At 61.6% G+C, this 14,447-nt stretch carries 18 protein-coding genes and 2 tRNA genes; 2 read left to right on the plus strand and 18 right to left on the minus strand.

Going from position 1 to position 14,447, the window contains the following annotated elements; genetic code table 11:
• Window positions 1-56 precede the first annotated feature (56 nt).
• The 4 genes from B7R93_RS02425 to B7R93_RS02440 all read right to left on the minus strand — a co-directional run bounded on the left by B7R93_RS02425 (window position 57) and on the right by B7R93_RS02440 (window position 1,740).
• Window positions 57-134, minus strand: a tRNA-Glu gene (locus B7R93_RS02425).
• Between the two features lie 33 nt (window positions 135-167).
• A tRNA-His gene (locus B7R93_RS02430) sits at window positions 168-244 on the minus strand.
• A 145-nt stretch (window positions 245-389) separates the two neighbouring features.
• Entirely contained in the window at window positions 390-860 is a 471-nt protein-coding gene (ribH, locus tag B7R93_RS02435; protein ID WP_103019266.1) for a 6,7-dimethyl-8-ribityllumazine synthase, read from the minus strand.
• A gap of 46 nt (window positions 861-906) precedes the next feature.
• Window positions 907-1,740: a PHP domain-containing protein gene (locus B7R93_RS02440; protein WP_232797930.1), complete on the minus strand. Its 834-nt coding sequence runs from the start codon at window positions 1,738-1,740 to the stop codon at window positions 907-909.
• Window positions 1,741-1,912: 172 nt separating this feature from the next.
• Between B7R93_RS02440 and B7R93_RS02445 the strand changes: the two genes are divergently transcribed.
• A complete protein-coding gene (locus B7R93_RS02445; protein ID WP_103019267.1) occupies window positions 1,913-2,455 on the plus strand; it encodes an HIT family protein in 543 nt (180 codons plus the stop codon).
• 25 nt (window positions 2,456-2,480) lie between these two features.
• Entirely contained in the window at window positions 2,481-3,521 is a 1,041-nt protein-coding gene (locus B7R93_RS02450; RefSeq protein WP_103019268.1) for a DUF72 domain-containing protein, read from the plus strand.
• A gap of 11 nt (window positions 3,522-3,532) precedes the next feature.
• Here B7R93_RS02450 and ruvX read toward each other — a convergent pair whose 3' ends face one another.
• The 14 genes from ruvX to rplR form a co-directional block, all read right to left on the minus strand.
• A complete protein-coding gene (gene ruvX, locus B7R93_RS02455) occupies window positions 3,533-3,964 on the minus strand; it encodes a Holliday junction resolvase RuvX (protein ID WP_103019367.1) in 432 nt (143 codons plus the stop codon).
• 54 nt (window positions 3,965-4,018) lie between these two features.
• Entirely contained in the window at window positions 4,019-4,402 is a 384-nt protein-coding gene (locus tag B7R93_RS02460) for an HU family DNA-binding protein (protein ID WP_103019269.1), read from the minus strand.
• A 40-nt stretch (window positions 4,403-4,442) separates the two neighbouring features.
• Complete coding sequence (locus B7R93_RS02465; RefSeq protein ID WP_103019270.1) at window positions 4,443-6,683, minus strand: RelA/SpoT family protein; 2,241 nt, start codon at window positions 6,681-6,683, stop codon at window positions 4,443-4,445.
• Between the two features lie 199 nt (window positions 6,684-6,882).
• The gene (gene rplQ, locus B7R93_RS16190; protein ID WP_103019271.1) at window positions 6,883-7,422 is read right to left on the minus strand and encodes a 50S ribosomal protein L17; all 540 of its coding nucleotides are present in this window, start codon (window positions 7,420-7,422) and stop codon (window positions 6,883-6,885) included.
• 90 nt (window positions 7,423-7,512) lie between these two features.
• On the minus strand, window positions 7,513-8,499 hold the full coding sequence (locus B7R93_RS02475; protein ID WP_103019272.1) for a DNA-directed RNA polymerase subunit alpha: 987 nt from the start codon (window positions 8,497-8,499) through the stop codon (window positions 7,513-7,515).
• A gap of 110 nt (window positions 8,500-8,609) precedes the next feature.
• Window positions 8,610-9,212 carry a 30S ribosomal protein S4 gene (gene rpsD, locus B7R93_RS02480; protein ID WP_103019273.1) on the minus strand — a complete coding sequence of 201 codons (603 nt, stop codon included), beginning with the start codon at window positions 9,210-9,212 and terminating at the stop codon, window positions 8,610-8,612.
• A 109-nt stretch (window positions 9,213-9,321) separates the two neighbouring features.
• Window positions 9,322-9,726 (minus strand): 30S ribosomal protein S11, encoded by a 405-nt coding sequence (gene rpsK, locus B7R93_RS02485; protein WP_013061620.1) that lies wholly within the window; start codon window positions 9,724-9,726, stop codon window positions 9,322-9,324.
• 84 nt (window positions 9,727-9,810) lie between these two features.
• Entirely contained in the window at window positions 9,811-10,194 is a 384-nt protein-coding gene (rpsM, locus tag B7R93_RS02490; RefSeq protein ID WP_103019274.1) for a 30S ribosomal protein S13, read from the minus strand.
• Between the two features lie 90 nt (window positions 10,195-10,284).
• Window positions 10,285-10,506: a translation initiation factor IF-1 gene (gene infA, locus B7R93_RS02495; RefSeq protein WP_103019275.1), complete on the minus strand. Its 222-nt coding sequence runs from the start codon at window positions 10,504-10,506 to the stop codon at window positions 10,285-10,287.
• Complete coding sequence (gene map / locus B7R93_RS02500; RefSeq protein ID WP_103019276.1) at window positions 10,506-11,333, minus strand: type I methionyl aminopeptidase; 828 nt, start codon at window positions 11,331-11,333, stop codon at window positions 10,506-10,508. The genes infA and map overlap by 1 nt, the downstream gene beginning before the upstream one ends.
• A 73-nt stretch (window positions 11,334-11,406) precedes the next feature.
• Entirely contained in the window at window positions 11,407-12,738 is a 1,332-nt protein-coding gene (gene secY, locus B7R93_RS02505; protein WP_103019277.1) for a preprotein translocase subunit SecY, read from the minus strand.
• Between the two features lie 56 nt (window positions 12,739-12,794).
• Window positions 12,795-13,265 carry a 50S ribosomal protein L15 gene (gene rplO / locus B7R93_RS02510; protein ID WP_103019278.1) on the minus strand — a complete coding sequence of 157 codons (471 nt, stop codon included), beginning with the start codon at window positions 13,263-13,265 and terminating at the stop codon, window positions 12,795-12,797.
• Between the two features lie 213 nt (window positions 13,266-13,478).
• The gene (gene rpsE, locus B7R93_RS02515) at window positions 13,479-14,006 is read right to left on the minus strand and encodes a 30S ribosomal protein S5 (RefSeq protein WP_103019279.1); all 528 of its coding nucleotides are present in this window, start codon (window positions 14,004-14,006) and stop codon (window positions 13,479-13,481) included.
• Window positions 14,007-14,056: 50 nt separating this feature from the next.
• Window positions 14,057-14,416 carry a 50S ribosomal protein L18 gene (rplR, locus tag B7R93_RS02520; RefSeq protein ID WP_103019280.1) on the minus strand — a complete coding sequence of 120 codons (360 nt, stop codon included), beginning with the start codon at window positions 14,414-14,416 and terminating at the stop codon, window positions 14,057-14,059.
• Window positions 14,417-14,447: the final 31 nt, after the last annotated feature.

The raw sequence follows: 14,447 nt of genomic DNA on the forward strand, positions 1-14,447 counted from the left end.
AAAAAAAAAAAGAAGGGCCCTGGAGGTAACTCTCCAGGACCGTGGGGCCGTAGAAATGGTACCGCGTACGGGATTTGAACCCGTGTTACCGGCGTGAAAAGCCGGCGTCCTGGACCAGGCTAGACGAACGCGGCATTGCGTGCGATCCCACCGCTTCGGGATCAAAGTGGGGTGAGTGGTGGGATTTGAACCCACGGCCTCTAGGACCACAACCTAGCGCTCTAACCGACTGAGCTACACCCACCGTCTAGGAGGTACTGAATCCCGCCATTGCTTCATTCTTTCCGACGTACAGATGCGGCGATACGTTTCGTCAGAGATCGGTTATGTCCCCAGTCCCGCCGTGAACTTTCCGTGGACGCCCCGAGGGAGCGAGGGAATGCACTCGCCTAGCCGCTGAGTTTGGGCATGAGGGTCGCCATTTCGATGGCGGCCTCCGCGGCCTCCCGGCCCTTATTACCCGCCTTCGCTCCCGCCCGTGCGATGGCCTGATCGACGGTGTCGGTCGTGAGGATCCCGAACAGCACCGGCACGTCCGTGTCGAGCGAGGCTTGCATCGCCCCACTCGTGGCCCCCGAACAAACGTAGTCGAAGTGGGGCGTGTCTCCCCGAATGACCGCACCGAGGCAGATCACCGCGTCGTAGTCGCCGGTGCGGGCGCACGTTTGGGCCGCAACGGGGATCTCCCAGGAGCCCGGCACGTGGACGACCGTCACGTCGTCCAGATGGGCCCCGTGGCGCTCCAGCGTGTCGAGGGCACCGTCGAGCAAGTCGCCGGTGACGTGCTCGTTGAAGCGCCCCACGACGAGAGCAAAGCGGTGGTCGTCGACAACGAGATCTCCTTCGAGATGCGTAGGCATTGCGTGGAAGACAAAAACCAAGGGGCAGTGCATTTGGACGGCGCAGTTACAGGGCAGCGTCCCGAAATCGTTCCCAGTGGTCACGGGTGAGGCCCACGGTGCCGGGCTCAGCGTCTTTCGCCTCCGGCCCGCCGTGGTAGTCGGAGCCTCCCGTCATCAAGAGATCGTGGCCCTGGCAAATCTTTCGGTAGTAGTCCACGAGGTAATCGGGGTGGCTGGACGCGTAGCACTCGACGCCATCCAGCCCCTGCGCACGGAGGGTCCGGAGCACCGTGCTCGGCATCCACTGGCCGGGATGGGCCACTGCCGCGACGCCCCCCGCAGCGTGCAGCGCCTCGATGGCCTCCGCCCCAGGCCGGGTCGGAGCCGGCACGTACCCGGGCTGGTCCCTGCTCAGGTACTGCTCGAACGCCTCCCTGTAGCCGTCGACGTGCCCCTCCGCCGCCAGGGCCCGAGCGAGGTGGGGGCGGCCCGGCGCCGCACTCGTTCCCACGTGCCGGTGTACCACTTCCGTTGGAAGGTCTACACCCTGGTCCGCGAGCCGCCCGACCATCCGCTGAAGGCGCTCTCGACGTCGGGCCGTGAAGGCAGCCAGGTAGTCGGTGAGGGCAGGATGCTCCGGGTCGAAGCCGTAGCCCAGAAGGTGGACGGCGCGATCGGCGACCTCCACGCTAAGCTCCACGCCGGGCACGAGTCGGAGGCCGTGCGTCGCCGCGGCGTCGCGGGCTGCTGGAAGGCCCTCCACAGTGTCGTGATCCGTCACGGCGAGCACACGGAGGCCCTGCTCGGCCGCCCGCGCCACGAGTTCCCCCGGCGCAAGATGCCCATCGGAGCAATGAGTGTGGGTGTGGAGGTCGGCGTAGATCGGTTCGCTGGGCATCACAGTGGGAAGGGGTGGGCTACAGTCGGCATCAGGCAAGTCCACTCGTACGTTTTTCCGTCCGGAAAAAGCGGACAACTTTTCGGGGCGTACTGAACCGAACCTCTCCGGGCGGGTTCGTAGAAACAACAGACAGCATTCCGTACTGCTTTTCACCCACCCTTTGCGGCCGATGGATCGCATGTGGAGCCCCTGGCGCTCGGCCTACGTGTCCGAGGACGACGCCCGCACACCCGCCGGCGACGGGTCAATTTTCACGGTCCTATTGCACGAAGAGCAAGATGCAGAGAACCTCATCCTGTGGCGGGGGGAGCACGTGTTTGTGATCATGAACCGACACCCCTACAACAGTGGGCACCTGCTGCTCCTTCCCTACCGCGAGGTTACGCAGTACGACGCCCTGACCGCTTCTGAACAGCACGCCCTCACTGCCACCCTAGACCGTTGCATGGGATGGCTCCGCGAGGCAGTCTCCCCCGACGGCTTCAACGTCGGGATGAATTTGGGCCGCGCGGCCGGGGCCGGCATCCCCGAGCACCTCCACACTCACGTCGTGCCCCGCTGGGACGGGGATACCAACTTCATGGCCACGACCGCGGACACGAAGGTCCTTCCCGAAGACCCGCGCACCACCTACGGCAAGCTTCGTGCGGCCATGTCTCCTGAGGCTCGCGACTCGACGAAGCCCCCCGGCGCAGGGAAGCCTTCCGAATGACTCCCACGACCTTCGCCTCGTTTCTATGAGCACGGTTTCGATTGAGGACCGCCGCACCGCGGTCGACGCATACGACTTTCATGGGGTGCATCCGCACGTCCGCTTCGGCACGGCCAGCAACCGGTACGGCGGCTGGATCGGCCAAATCTATCCCCATGAGCGGTACGCCGACCAGGTCTCGACCCGGTCCCGCAAGATGGGCGGCGAGACCTTCACCGAACGACGCGTGCCGGTCGCGTCGGTGCGCAGCTACTTCGAGCACTTTTCGGTGCTCGAGCTTGACTTCACCTTCTACCGCCCGCTGCTGGAAGAAAACGACGAACGAGGCTCGAACTACCACGTCCTCTCCAACTACGCCGAGCATGCCCCCGCGGAGGCGTCCTTTCTGCTCAAGGCCCCGCAAAAATTCTTCGCTCGCACCCTCCGCCGGGACGGGCAGTTCGTCGACAATCCCAGCTTCCTGGACGCCGAGGGCTACGTGAATACCTTCCACGAGCCGGCCCTCGACCTTCTGGGCGACCGGCTGGACGGAGTCATTTTCCAACAGGAATACCAGCGCGTGGCCGACAGCCCCCGTCCCGACGCGAACGTCGACCAGCTCGATGCCTTCTTTCGGGCCCTCCCCGACGTTCCGCAATCCCACATCGAGCTGCGGTCGGAGCACCTCCTGCGCGGCCCCTACTTCGACTGGCTCGCCGAGCGCGGGCTCGGACATGTCTTCAGCCACTGGACCTGGCTGCCCCCCCTCCGCCGGCAGTGGTCCATGAGTGGAAAGCGGCTGACGGCCGCCGACGGGCAGGTCGTAACGCGCCTCCTTACCCCGCGCGACATGAAGTACGCAGAGGCCTACGCAACGGCCCATCCGTTCGAGGAGCCCGTTGCCGCGCTCAGCGAGACCGACCAGGCCCACGACATGGTGCTCGACGTAACGGCGCTGGCGTTCCGGGCCGAGGCCCAAAACGCGACGCTCAACGTGGTTGCAAACAACCGGGCGTGGGGCAATGCCCCAGACCTCAACCGCACCGTGGCTCACCGCATCCTAGACCACGTGGAGAGCCAGACGTAGGGCCCGGCCTCTCACTCTGTGCGGTTCAAGAACCCTTGCAGAATGACGGCCGCGGCGGCCGCGTCGACACGGCCTTTGTCGTATCGTCCCGGCTGACTCACCCCCGCCTCTCGAAGGAGATCTTTCGCGATCTCGGAGGTGTACCGCTCATCTTCCCGGGCGATGTTCACATTCCCGAGGGCCTTCCGGATACGCTCCGTGTACGCCTCCACCATCTCCGTGGCCTCCTCCGCGGTGCCCTTTTCAGTAAGCGGCCACCCCACGACGAGTTGGGCAATGCCCTCTTCGTCACGAAGGGTTCGGAGCACACTGAGGGCCTCGTCCGGAGCGTATGTGCCGCGGGGCTGTGCAAACAGGCGCAGGGGATCGGCCACGGCCACACCCACACGCTTCGTGCCCACGTCGACCCCCACAACGCGGGCCTCCGATGAGAGTGTATTCACGATGGACGGATGGACACAGTGAATCAAACAGACTGGCGTTCTTGGAGGCACGCACTACCCGTCGTCATCGGCCTCGCCGTCGCCTCGCTCCGCACTGCCCTCCGGCACCTCGTAGCCCAACTCGCGGAGCGGCATCTTGAGGACCTCCTCTACGCGCTTGCCGGGCCGGAACAAGGTCTTGCGGCGGCTAGGCACGAACATTGGCTCGTTGGTCGTGGGATTGCGGGCGGTCGGTTTGGCCTTCGTCTTCTTCACCTCAAACACCCCGAAGTTGCGGAGCTCAATCCGTCGTTCCGGATCCGCCTCAATCAGGAGATCCCCCAGGGCTGTGAGAACAGATCGAACCTGCTCTTTGGCCTCGTAGAGGGGACACCCCTGCATGTCGGCGACGCGGCGGGCCACGTCTTCCTTCGTTGCCGTATCGACTTGGTCTGCCATCAAGGGAAGAACATGTGTCAGAATGCGCGTGAAGCCCCACCTATTCTTTGAACCGGTACACGCCCTGAATGCCGTCAATGCGCTTGAGGCGCTCGATGAGGCGCTGCAAGTGCTCCAGGTCCGACACGTGGAGCATAATCGTGCCCGAGAAAATGCCGTCCTCGGTGTCGATTGTAATCGACCGGATGTTCGTCTTTAAGTTCTTGGAAATCACCGTCGTGATGTCGTTTACCATGCCCACCCGATCCTCTCCCACGAGGCGCAGTGCCGCGGCAAACTGGACGTCCTTCTGGTGACTCCAGTCCACGTCCAGGATGCGATCGGCCTTGTTGACGAGCAGGTCAGAGGCATTCTGACAATTGCAGCGGTGAATGTTCACCGTACCGGTCTTGCTGACGAAGCCGAACACCTCATCCCCGGGAATCGGATTGCAACAGGACGCATAATTTACCGCTAGCCCCTTCTGCACCTCCCCGTCAATGACGAGGGCCTGGGTCTCAGTCTCCTGGGCAGCGTCGAGAAACTGTTCGTACTGCTCTTGGAGCGACTCCTCGTCGATCTCCTCGACGGTCTGTCCCTCCGGCTGCGCATTGCCCTTAATGTGATCGACAAGTTCGTCCGGGTCGTACAGCCCCTTCCCAATCTCGTAGAACAGCTGTTGGAGATCGGGAAATTTGAGCTCGTGGGCCACCTCCTGTAGCTCCTGATCGCTGATCTCCAGGTCCGCCTGATCCTTTGTCTTCGTCCACATCTCTTTGCCCAGCTCCACGGCCTTGCGCCGCTCCTCGTTCGTCCATCGCCGAATCCGGCTCCGGGCCTTGTGGGTGACGACGAAGTTAATCCAGTCCGGGCTCGGGCTCTGTTTCTCCGACGTAATGATTTCGACCTGGTCTCCGCTCTCCAGCTCCTGCGAGAGCGGCACCATCTTTCCGTTTACCTTCGCGCCGATGCACTGCATCCCCACCTCCGTATGAACCTTGAACGCGAAGTCGACCGGCGTCGCTCCCTGTGGCAGCGTGAGCAGGTCCCCCTGCGGGGTAAAGGCGTAGATCTCCTCGTCGTAGAGGTTGAGCCGAAACTCCTTCACGAACTCCCTGGCCTCCTCCGGCTCCGGGTTCTCGAGCAAGTCGCGCACCCACTCCAGGAAGCGCTCCATCTCCTCATCTACGTTCTCCGTCCCCTCCTTGTACTTCCAGTGCGCAGCCACCCCGCGCTCGGCCACCTCGTGCATCTCCTGCGTTCGAACCTGCACCTCCACCCGGCGTCCTCCGGGCCCGAAGACCGTCGTGTGTAGGCTCTGGTAGCCGTTGGACTTCGGCACCGAAATAAAATCACGGAAGCGCTCGGGAAGCGGCTTGTACAGGTCCGTGACGAGCGAGTAGACACGCCAGCAGTCCTCCTTCCCCCTCCGGCCGTCGCTCTCTAGAATCACCCGGATCGCGAAGATGTCGTAGATCTCATCGATCGGCTTATTCTTTCGCTGCATCTTGCGGTGAATGGAGTAGACGTTCTTGACCCGGCCCTTGATTTCGAACTCAAACCCCTCCTCCTCCAGGTGCTCCGCAAGCGGTTCGATGAACCCGGCGATGTAGGCCTCTCGTTGCTCGGCCATCTCTTCGAGCCGATCTACGATGTGGGTGTACGCCTCAGGATCCAAGACCTTGAAGCTAAGGTCCTCCAGCTCACTTTTAATCGTGAACAGCCCGAAGCGATGAGCGAGGGGGGCAAACAGCTCCTGCGTCTCACTGGCCTTTTGGAGCTGCTTTTTCTTCGGAAGCGCCTCGATGGTTCGCATGTTGTGGAGCCGGTCCGCAAACTTGATCAGAATGACGCGGAGATCCGACGCCATCGAGAGCATCAGCTTGCGGACGTTCTCCGCCTGCCCAAGTTTTTGGCTGCTGAAGACCCCCTCAATCTTCGTAAGGCCGTCGATAATCGTTGCCATGGTGTCCCCAAACTCGTCCTGGATGAGGTCCAGGGAGAGCTCCGTATCCTCGACCACGTCGTGGAGCAGGGCAGCGGCCACGCTGATGTCGTCCAGCCCGATGTCGCGGGCCACGATGGTCGCGACCCGAAGCGGATGGCTGACGTACTTCTCCCCCGACTCGCGCCGGTCGTTGCGGTGGGCCCAGTAGCTTAGCCGGAAGGCCCGGCGAATCATGTTCTCGTCGACGGTGGGGAGGTGGGTCCGGCAGCACGACAGGAGCGCGTCGAGACGCCCTTCGTACTTCGGGTCGATCTCGATCTCGCTCTTTTGCGGGACGGCCGACGCTTGGATCATAGGCAGGGTGGAGGGGACGGCTCACGAGACTTGCTCACGCTCTCTTTAAATTCCAGGGGGACTACAAGTTTCCCCGTTTCATTCGGCCCGATCCCCCATTTCTCCAATCTGTTCCAAACGAAAAGGCGCCGTGATCGGCTCACGACGCCCTGTACTGTCCACACACCATCCGATATGTACGCCCGCTGGGGGCCGGATCCTAGGTATCACTTTCCTCGGAGTCCACCGGCTCGTCCTCATCCTGCTCCGCCCCGGCGGAGGCCTCCTGTTGCCCCTCCTCTTCTTCGGCCTGCCCCTGGTCGGTCGGGATGCGTCGCCCCTTCCCACTGCCTCGACGCGTCCCCCCGGATCCTCCCTGCCCCGTGTCGGTCGGCGGAACGTCGTTGTAGTCCACAAGCTCAATCAGGGCAAGCTCCGCGCCGTCCCCGGAGCGCTGCCCGAGCTTGATGATTCGCGTGTAGCCGCCGGGCCGGTCGCCCACGCGCTCAGATACGTCTCCGAAAAGCTCCTCGATTGCGTCGTTGCTCTGGAGGTGTCGGAAGACCTCCCGACGGTTGTGCTGCGTGTCCTCCTTCGCTCGCGTGATCAGTGGCTCCACGAACGGGCGCAGTGCTTTGGCCTTCGTCACAGTCGTGGTGATGCGCTTGTTTTCGATAAGCGCATTCGAGAGGGACTGGAGGGTGCGCTTGCGATGGGACGCCGTGCGCCCAATCTTTTTTCCTTTCTTACGGTGTCGCATTGGTAGTCTCTAACGGGTGACGAATCGCGATGCAGTGCGGACCGGAGCGGTGTGCCCGGCATGGCCGTCCGAGGGCGCCCTTGGCGCGCACTAGGACGTCTTCTGCTCTTCGAGGTACTCCTCCACGTCCATGCCGAACTGAAGCCCACGCTCACTCAGAACCTCCACCAACTCCTGGAGGGACTTGCGCCCAAAGTTGCGGAACTTGAGCATCTCATCCTCCTCACGGCGCACAAGATCCCCAATGGTCTTGATGTTGGCGGCCTTGAGGCAGTTGTGGGAACGCACCGAAAGGTCGAGCTCGTCGACCGGCTGCGCAAGCAGCTCACGAATGCGCTTGACCTCCTCGTCAACCTCTTGCTCCTCCACGACCGGCTCGGGCTCCTCTTCAAGCTGGACGAAGAAGCTGACGTGATCCCGCAGGATCGAGGCCGCCTGCGTGATCGCCTCTTCCGGCGTGAGGGACCCATCGGTCTCGACGTCGAGAAGCAGCTCCTCGTAGTCGATTTTCTGTCCCACGCGGGTCGGCTTGACCTCGTAGTTGACGTTCTTGATCGGCGTAAAGATGGAATCAATGGCGATGACACCAATCGGGTCATCCTCCCGCTTGTTTTCCTCCGACGGCGTGTATCCGCGTCCGTACCCGACCCGAAGATCAACGTTTACGACAGCGTCCTCGGACAGGGTCGCAATGTGCTGGTCCGGGTTCAGGACGTCGAACTCCGCGGTGGCCTCGTTGATGTCTCCAGCGGTCCAGCTGCCAGGCCCTTCGAGGTTAAGGTGCAGATGCCCTTCCTGCATCTCGTCTGCCTTGAACCGCACCTCCTTCAGGTTCAGGATCAGGTCGGCCACGTCTTCTGTGACGCCCGGGATGGTAGAAAACTCGTGCTGGACGCCATCAATCTTGACAGCCGTGATGGCCAGGCCGCGCAGGGACGACAGCAGCACACGACGAAGGGCGTTTCCGATGGTCACGCCGTAGCCGCGTTCCAGCGGCCCCATGACAAATTGCCCTTCGGAGTCGGAATCTTCCTCGACGTGGACGCCTTCCGGCATCTGAAGCCCGTGGTTACTCATACGCTCGGATCAGCAAATTGTAAGGAATGATGTTTCGGTTCGCATCGAGCACACCGGGGTGCGCTCGGGGGAATGCGCTCAGGGCAGTGGGCGCGGGACGCCATGTCACTCTACTTCGAGTAGAGCTCGACAATGAGCTGTTCATCGATGTTTTCGGGGATCTCCTCCCGGTTGGGGTAGTCGATGAACTTGCCCTTCATTTCTTGGCGGTCCATCTCCAGCCAGGAAAAGGTCCGCTGCCGGTGCTCCACGTTTGTCTGGATGACCTCAAGGTCTTGGCTGCTCGGCTTCACAGACACGACATCGTCCGGAGACATCTCGTAGGACGGGATGTCTACCACTTCGTCGTTCACCATGATGTGACGATGGGCCACAAACTGGCGGGCTTGGCGGCGCGTCCGAGCAATTCCCATTCGGAAAACCGTATTGTCGAGCCGGGCCTCCAGAAGGATCAGGAGCTTCTCGCCCGTCACGCCCTGTATGCCAGACGCCTTGTCAAACAGGTTTTTGAACTGTCGCTCAAGGAGCCCGTAGGTGTACTTTGTTTTCTGCTTCTCCTTCAACTGCACGGCATACTCACTCTCTCGCCGCCGGCGCGACTGGCCGTGCTGCCCAGGGGGATACGGCTTTCGCTCCAGGGCTTTCGAGGGCCCAAAGATGGGCTCTTTGAAGCGACGGGCGATTTTTTGCTTCGGACCTCTGTAACGAGCCATGATATTCGGTGTCGGGTGTCAGGTGTCAAGTGCAAACAGGCGACGAGTGTGCACCGGGCAGAAGGCCGCATCGACCCCGCTGGCCTTGCCACTCATCACTTCGGGTCGGTCAGACACGGCGGCGCTTCGGAGGGCGGCAGCCGTTGTGGGGAAGGGGTGTCACATCGCGGATGCTCGCGACCTCCAGTCCGGATTCAGACATGGCTCGGATTGCCCCCTCCCGCCCCGATCCAGGTCCTTTCACGTACACGTCCACGCGGCGTAGGCCAAGCTCATAGGCCTCGTTCGCGGCGGATTCACCGGCCTTCTGCGCGGCATAGGGCGTGTTCTTGCGGCTTCCCTTGAAGCCCATCTTGCCGGCGCTTGCCCACGAGATGGTGTTGCCGTATTGATCCGTCAGTGTCACGATGACGTTGTTGAACGTGGCCTTCACGTAGGCTCGTCCGTTGGATTCAACAACAACATTTTTCTTTCGGGGCGTGCGTTTGCCCCCTCGATCGTCTCCGTCAGCCATAAAACTGTTCAGTGTTTGTGGGTAAAGCCCGGCGTGCTGTGTCCACTCATGCCGGGGCGGAAATGCAAAGGTCCAATGCCCGACCTACTTCTTCTGGGTCGACTGACTACGGCCCGCTACGGTCTTGCGCTTGCCCTTCCGGGTCCGAGCATTTGTCCGCGTGCGCTGGCCGTTCACCGGGAGTCCCTCGCGGTGCCGCTTGCCACGATAACAGCCGATGTCTTTGAGGCGCTTGATGTTCATCTGCACCTCGGTGCGAAGCTGGCCCTCCACCGTGTAGTCTTCCTCGAGAATGCGCCGGACGCGCTTGGTCTCGCTCTCCGTCCACTCGCGGGGACACTTGTCGTGGTTGACCTCAGCCTTTCCCAGAATCTCACTGGCCCGCGACTGGCCCACCCCGTAGATCTCGGTGAGCGCAATCTCTCCGCGCTTGTCATCTGGCACGTCGACTCCTTCAATTCTCGGCATGGCTTGTCAGTTGAGTTCGTTCTAGAATCCAAGTAGGCACTGCACACGTCTCTTCCCCCACCCAGCCTCTTTTCCGTGGTCGGCAAGGGGCTAGTTCTTGTAGCGGTATACGATACGCCCTTTCGAGAGATCGTACGGAGACATCTCGACCTTGACTCGATCCCCCGGCAAAATCTTGATATAGTTCATTCGCATCTTTCCAGAGAGAAGCCCAAGGATCTCATGACCGTTCTCCAGCCGAACGCGAAACTGCGCGTTGGGGAGGGCCTCAAGGACTTCTCCGTCTTTCTCGATGGCTTCTTCTTTTGCCATTAGCGAGTGGTGGTTTCTGTAAAAGCGTCGGTCTCGTAGGGAGGATCGATTACGTCTTCGATGTATCCGTAGTCGGAAAGCACCTCTGGCTCCCCCCCCTCCTGCACCACGATCATGTGCTCGTAGTGGGCCGAGGGAAGGCCGTCGGCAGCCCGTACGGTCCATCCATCGTCGTCGGTGATCACCTGAGCCCGCCCCCGGTTGATCATCGGTTCAATACACAGAGAAAGGCCCGGTTTCAGCGAGCGCCCTCGTCCCGCCTCTCCAAAGTTCGGCACCTGCGGGTCCTCGTGTAGGTCTTGTCCGACGCCGTGCCCGACAAGGTCGCGCACCACACTGAACCCTTGAGACTCGCAGTGAGACTGCACAGCGTGGCTGATGTCCCCCACCCGCTGGTCGTCTGTCGCCTGCTCAATGCCCTCCAAGAGGGCCCGATATGTCGCGCGACAGAGCGCCGCGTCTTCATCGGCAATGTCGCCGATGGCGAATGTATATGCCCAGTCGCCGAAGTAGCCGTTCAGCTTCGCGCCGCAGTCGATGGACAGCAGGTCTCCCTCTTCAAGTGCGTAGTCGTCCGGGATGCCGTGGACGACCGCGTCGTTCACGGACGTACACAGCGTGTTGGGAAAAACATTGCTGCCGACTTGATACCCCTTGAATGCGGGCGTCCCTCCACGTGTTCGGATGTACTCCTCCGCGACGGCATCGAGCTCTTGTAGCGTTGTGCCCACCTCAATGTGGCGGGCCACCTCGGCGAGGGTCTGCCCGACGAGGTCTGCGCTCTCACGCAGGCACTCAATTTCACGTTCGCTTTTTAGGTGCACCATAGAGGCTCCGGAGATTCGATTCCAGAGGCGGGAGAACCACCGCATGAAAGGAGTCAGTCAGTCGAAAAGGGACTTACAGCCCCCCGCCTTGTCGGGGGCTGCGCATCTTGCCACTCTTCATAAACCCGTCGTAGTGGCGCATGAGCAGGTGGCTCTCAATCTGTTGCAGTGTGTCGAGCGTTACCTGCACCAGGATAAGCAGGCTGGTCCCGCCGTAGAACATGGCGAACCCTTGCGACACCCCCGCCTGCATGGCGAAGGCTGGGAGGATGGCCACGAGGCCGAGGAAAATAGATCCCGGCAACGTAATTCGTGTCAGGACGGTGTCGATAAACTCACTCGTTTGCTTGCCGGGCCGAATGCCCGGAATAAACCCGCCCTGCCGCTTCATCGTGTCCGCCATCTCCTGCGGATTCACCGTGATCGCGGTGTAGAAGTATGTAAAGAACACGACCACCACGAAGAACAACACCGAGTAGCTCATGCTACTGATGTCTGAAAACCAGGCCCCTACCTGCTGCATCGTCGCATTGTTTGGAAAGAACGACGCAATCGTCGACGGGATGAACATGATCGACTGTGCGAAGATAATCGGCATCACGCCCGCCGCGTTAACCCGAAGGGGCAGGTACTGAGTCGTCCCGCCCTGCACTTTCTTCCCCACCACGCGCTTGGCGTACTGGACCGGAATTCGGCGCATGCCCTGAGATACCAGGACCACTGCCCCTGTCACCAGTACCCAGACGCCGATCTCAAGGAGCAGAATAAAGAAGTTGTCGCCAATCAGGCCGATCTCATTGAACAGTGCCTGAGGCAGGAATGCGATGATCCCGATCATGATGATCAGCGAGATGCCATTCCCGATTCCGTCCTCGCTGATGCGTTCCCCCAGCCACATCACGAACGCTGTGCCACTGGTGAGCACCACGACCGTCGTCATCGTGAAGAGGGTCGAGTTGATCACGACCGCCCGCCCGGTGGCGCCCGCCAAGAGATTGATAGAATACCCAATCGACTGTAGGGCTGTGATTCCAATCGTCCCGTACCGGGTGAGCTGCGTGATGCGCCGGCGTCCCTCCTCGCCTTCGCGTTGCAGCTTCTGAAAGTACGGAACGACGGCCCCCATCAGTTGAATAATGATGGAGGCCGTGATGTAGGGCATGATGCCCAGTGCAAAAATTCCAGCCTGCTTGAAGGCCCCTCCGACAAACATATCAAGAAACCCGAAGAGCCCGCCGCCCCCTTCTTGGGCCCGCACCTGTGAGAGGGCCGCCGCATCCACTCCTGGGAGGGTCACGTGGGTCCCCAGCCGGTAGATGAGGAGGATGCCAAGTGTATACAGGATGCGCTCACGGAGCTCCTGCACACTCCAAATGTTGCGGATGCTTTCGGCAAAGCCAGCCATGAGTCAGCCTCGTTGATGCGTAAGCCACGGGGAAGAACGTCCCGGCGCCGACCAGCCTACAGGTCGACGACCGTCACGGAACCGCCTGCCTGCTTGATCTTCCGTCGGGCCGATTCACTAAAGGCGTGTGCCCGAACCTCAAGCGCCTCGAACAGGTCGCCGTCGCCCAGGATCTTCACCCGATTGGCACTCCGCACAACCCCGAGGTTCGCGAGAAGCTCCGGCGTAACCGGCTCATCCTCATCGAGCACCTCCTCGTCCAACAGCCGCTGCAGGCGCTTCACGTTTGCAATGGCGTAGTCGGTGCGAAACGGCGCATTGTTGAACCCATGCTTCGGCACTCGCTGAAAGAGCGGGGTCTGCCCCCCCTCAAACCAAATCGGCCGCGTTCCAGCGCCTGACCGGCTGCTTTGTCCCTTCGTTCCTCGGGTCGAACTGTGCCCGCCTCGCCCAGAACCTTCGCCTCGGCCAAGGCGCTGCCCCGACTGAGTTGCCCCTTCCGCCGGCTTCAGATTACTCAAATCCATGTCGTGTCTTCCGTCCTTGTGTGATCTCAAGCGATGTGTGCGCGTCTATTCTCCGTCTCCGCAGCCAGGGAGGCGATCATTTCCGTGACTGACCGCACTGTGGAGGCAACAGAGCTGTAGCATAGGGACCCAACCCATATTCGTCTTTGGAGAAGCCGGGCAGGGCATTGTCAAACGTGTTTTCTTCCGCCTTCCCCGCGGGACCTGTCCACACTACCCGTTGAACACCTTCTCGAGGGGAATGTCGCGGCGTCGTGCCACCTCCAAGGCGTCCTCGGTTTCCGCGAGGGCATTGATCGTGGCCTTTACCTGGTTGTGTGGATTGGAAGTGCCAAGCGACTTCGTGAGCACATTTCGGTACCCGGCGCATTCAAGCACGGCACGGACGCCTCCGCCCGCGATCACCCCCGTTCCCGGGGCGGCTGGCTTCAGGAGAACCTTGCCGGCGTCCTGCTTGCCCACCACCTTGTGGGGAATCGTGCCGTCGCGCATGGGAACGCGAAGGACATTCTTCTTTGCGTCGTCGGCCCCCTTGGAGATGGCACTCGACACTTCGTTGGCCTTGCCCAGGCCCGTGCCCACGAGGCCGTCCTCGTTTCCGACGACCACGACCGTGTTGAAGGAAAACCGACGACCGCCCTTCACGACCTTCGAGACCCGGTTGACCGACACGAGCCGGTCGACCCAGTTCTCCTGCCGCTTCTCGGCGTTGACGCGCTTCTGTTCTTTTCGATCGGCCATGTCTGTGCGTGGTGCTGCGTGCAAGGATAGTTGCTACGATCGTCGAGGGTTCAGAGCTGGAGGCCGCCGTCGCGGGCTCCTTCTGCCAGGGCCCGAACGCGCCCCTGAAACTTGTACCCGCCTCGATCAAAGACCACTTTGTCGACGCCTTCCTCCTGGGCCCGCTCAGCGAGTAGCGCCCCCACCGCCCGGCTCTCTTCAGTAGGGGTGCCCCCCTCCACATCATCCGCCAGGCTCGACGCAGAGATGAGCGTGTGCCCCTCCATGTCGTCAACCAGCTGGGCATAGATGTACTCGTTGGACCGGTACACCGACAGGCGCGGACGCACCGAGGTCCCAAACATGGACTCTCGGATGCTGTCGTGGATTCGCTGCCGGCGTTCAACCTTTTCCTTTTTACCCTTTGGCATAACCGCTGTGTCGTCGTGGTCATTCAATCGA

Origin of the sequence: Salinibacter altiplanensis (assembly GCF_002894645.1) — a bacterium.
In the GTDB taxonomy this organism is placed as follows: Bacteria; Bacteroidota; Rhodothermia; order Rhodothermales; family Salinibacteraceae; genus Salinibacter; species Salinibacter altiplanensis.

What these genes read in the sequence shown, in the direction of transcription:
- ribH (WP_103019266.1), bottom strand. Translation starts at nt 860, where the DNA reads ATGCCTACGCATCTCGAAGGAGATCTCGTTGTCGACGACCACCGCTTT.
- B7R93_RS02440 (WP_232797930.1), bottom strand. Translation starts at nt 1,740, where the DNA reads ATGCCCAGCGAACCGATCTACGCCGACCTCCACACCCACACTCATTGC.
- B7R93_RS02445 (WP_103019267.1), top strand. Translation starts at nt 1,913, where the DNA reads ATGGATCGCATGTGGAGCCCCTGGCGCTCGGCCTACGTGTCCGAGGAC.
- B7R93_RS02450 (WP_103019268.1), top strand. Translation starts at nt 2,481, where the DNA reads ATGAGCACGGTTTCGATTGAGGACCGCCGCACCGCGGTCGACGCATAC.
- B7R93_RS02460 (WP_103019269.1), bottom strand. Translation starts at nt 4,402, where the DNA reads ATGGCAGACCAAGTCGATACGGCAACGAAGGAAGACGTGGCCCGCCGC.
- B7R93_RS02465 (WP_103019270.1), bottom strand. Translation starts at nt 6,683, where the DNA reads ATGATCCAAGCGTCGGCCGTCCCGCAAAAGAGCGAGATCGAGATCGAC.
- rplQ (WP_103019271.1), bottom strand. Translation starts at nt 7,422, where the DNA reads ATGCGACACCGTAAGAAAGGAAAAAAGATTGGGCGCACGGCGTCCCAT.
- B7R93_RS02475 (WP_103019272.1), bottom strand. Translation starts at nt 8,499, where the DNA reads ATGAGTAACCACGGGCTTCAGATGCCGGAAGGCGTCCACGTCGAGGAA.
- rpsD (WP_103019273.1), bottom strand. Translation starts at nt 9,212, where the DNA reads ATGGCTCGTTACAGAGGTCCGAAGCAAAAAATCGCCCGTCGCTTCAAA.
- rpsK (WP_013061620.1), bottom strand. Translation starts at nt 9,726, where the DNA reads ATGGCTGACGGAGACGATCGAGGGGGCAAACGCACGCCCCGAAAGAAA.
- rpsM (WP_103019274.1), bottom strand. Translation starts at nt 10,194, where the DNA reads ATGCCGAGAATTGAAGGAGTCGACGTGCCAGATGACAAGCGCGGAGAG.
- infA (WP_103019275.1), bottom strand. Translation starts at nt 10,506, where the DNA reads ATGGCAAAAGAAGAAGCCATCGAGAAAGACGGAGAAGTCCTTGAGGCC.
- map (WP_103019276.1), bottom strand. Translation starts at nt 11,333, where the DNA reads ATGGTGCACCTAAAAAGCGAACGTGAAATTGAGTGCCTGCGTGAGAGC.
- secY (WP_103019277.1), bottom strand. Translation starts at nt 12,738, where the DNA reads ATGGCTGGCTTTGCCGAAAGCATCCGCAACATTTGGAGTGTGCAGGAG.
- rplO (WP_103019278.1), bottom strand. Translation starts at nt 13,265, where the DNA reads ATGGATTTGAGTAATCTGAAGCCGGCGGAAGGGGCAACTCAGTCGGGG.
- rpsE (WP_103019279.1), bottom strand. Translation starts at nt 14,006, where the DNA reads ATGGCCGATCGAAAAGAACAGAAGCGCGTCAACGCCGAGAAGCGGCAG.
- rplR (WP_103019280.1), bottom strand. Translation starts at nt 14,416, where the DNA reads ATGCCAAAGGGTAAAAAGGAAAAGGTTGAACGCCGGCAGCGAATCCAC.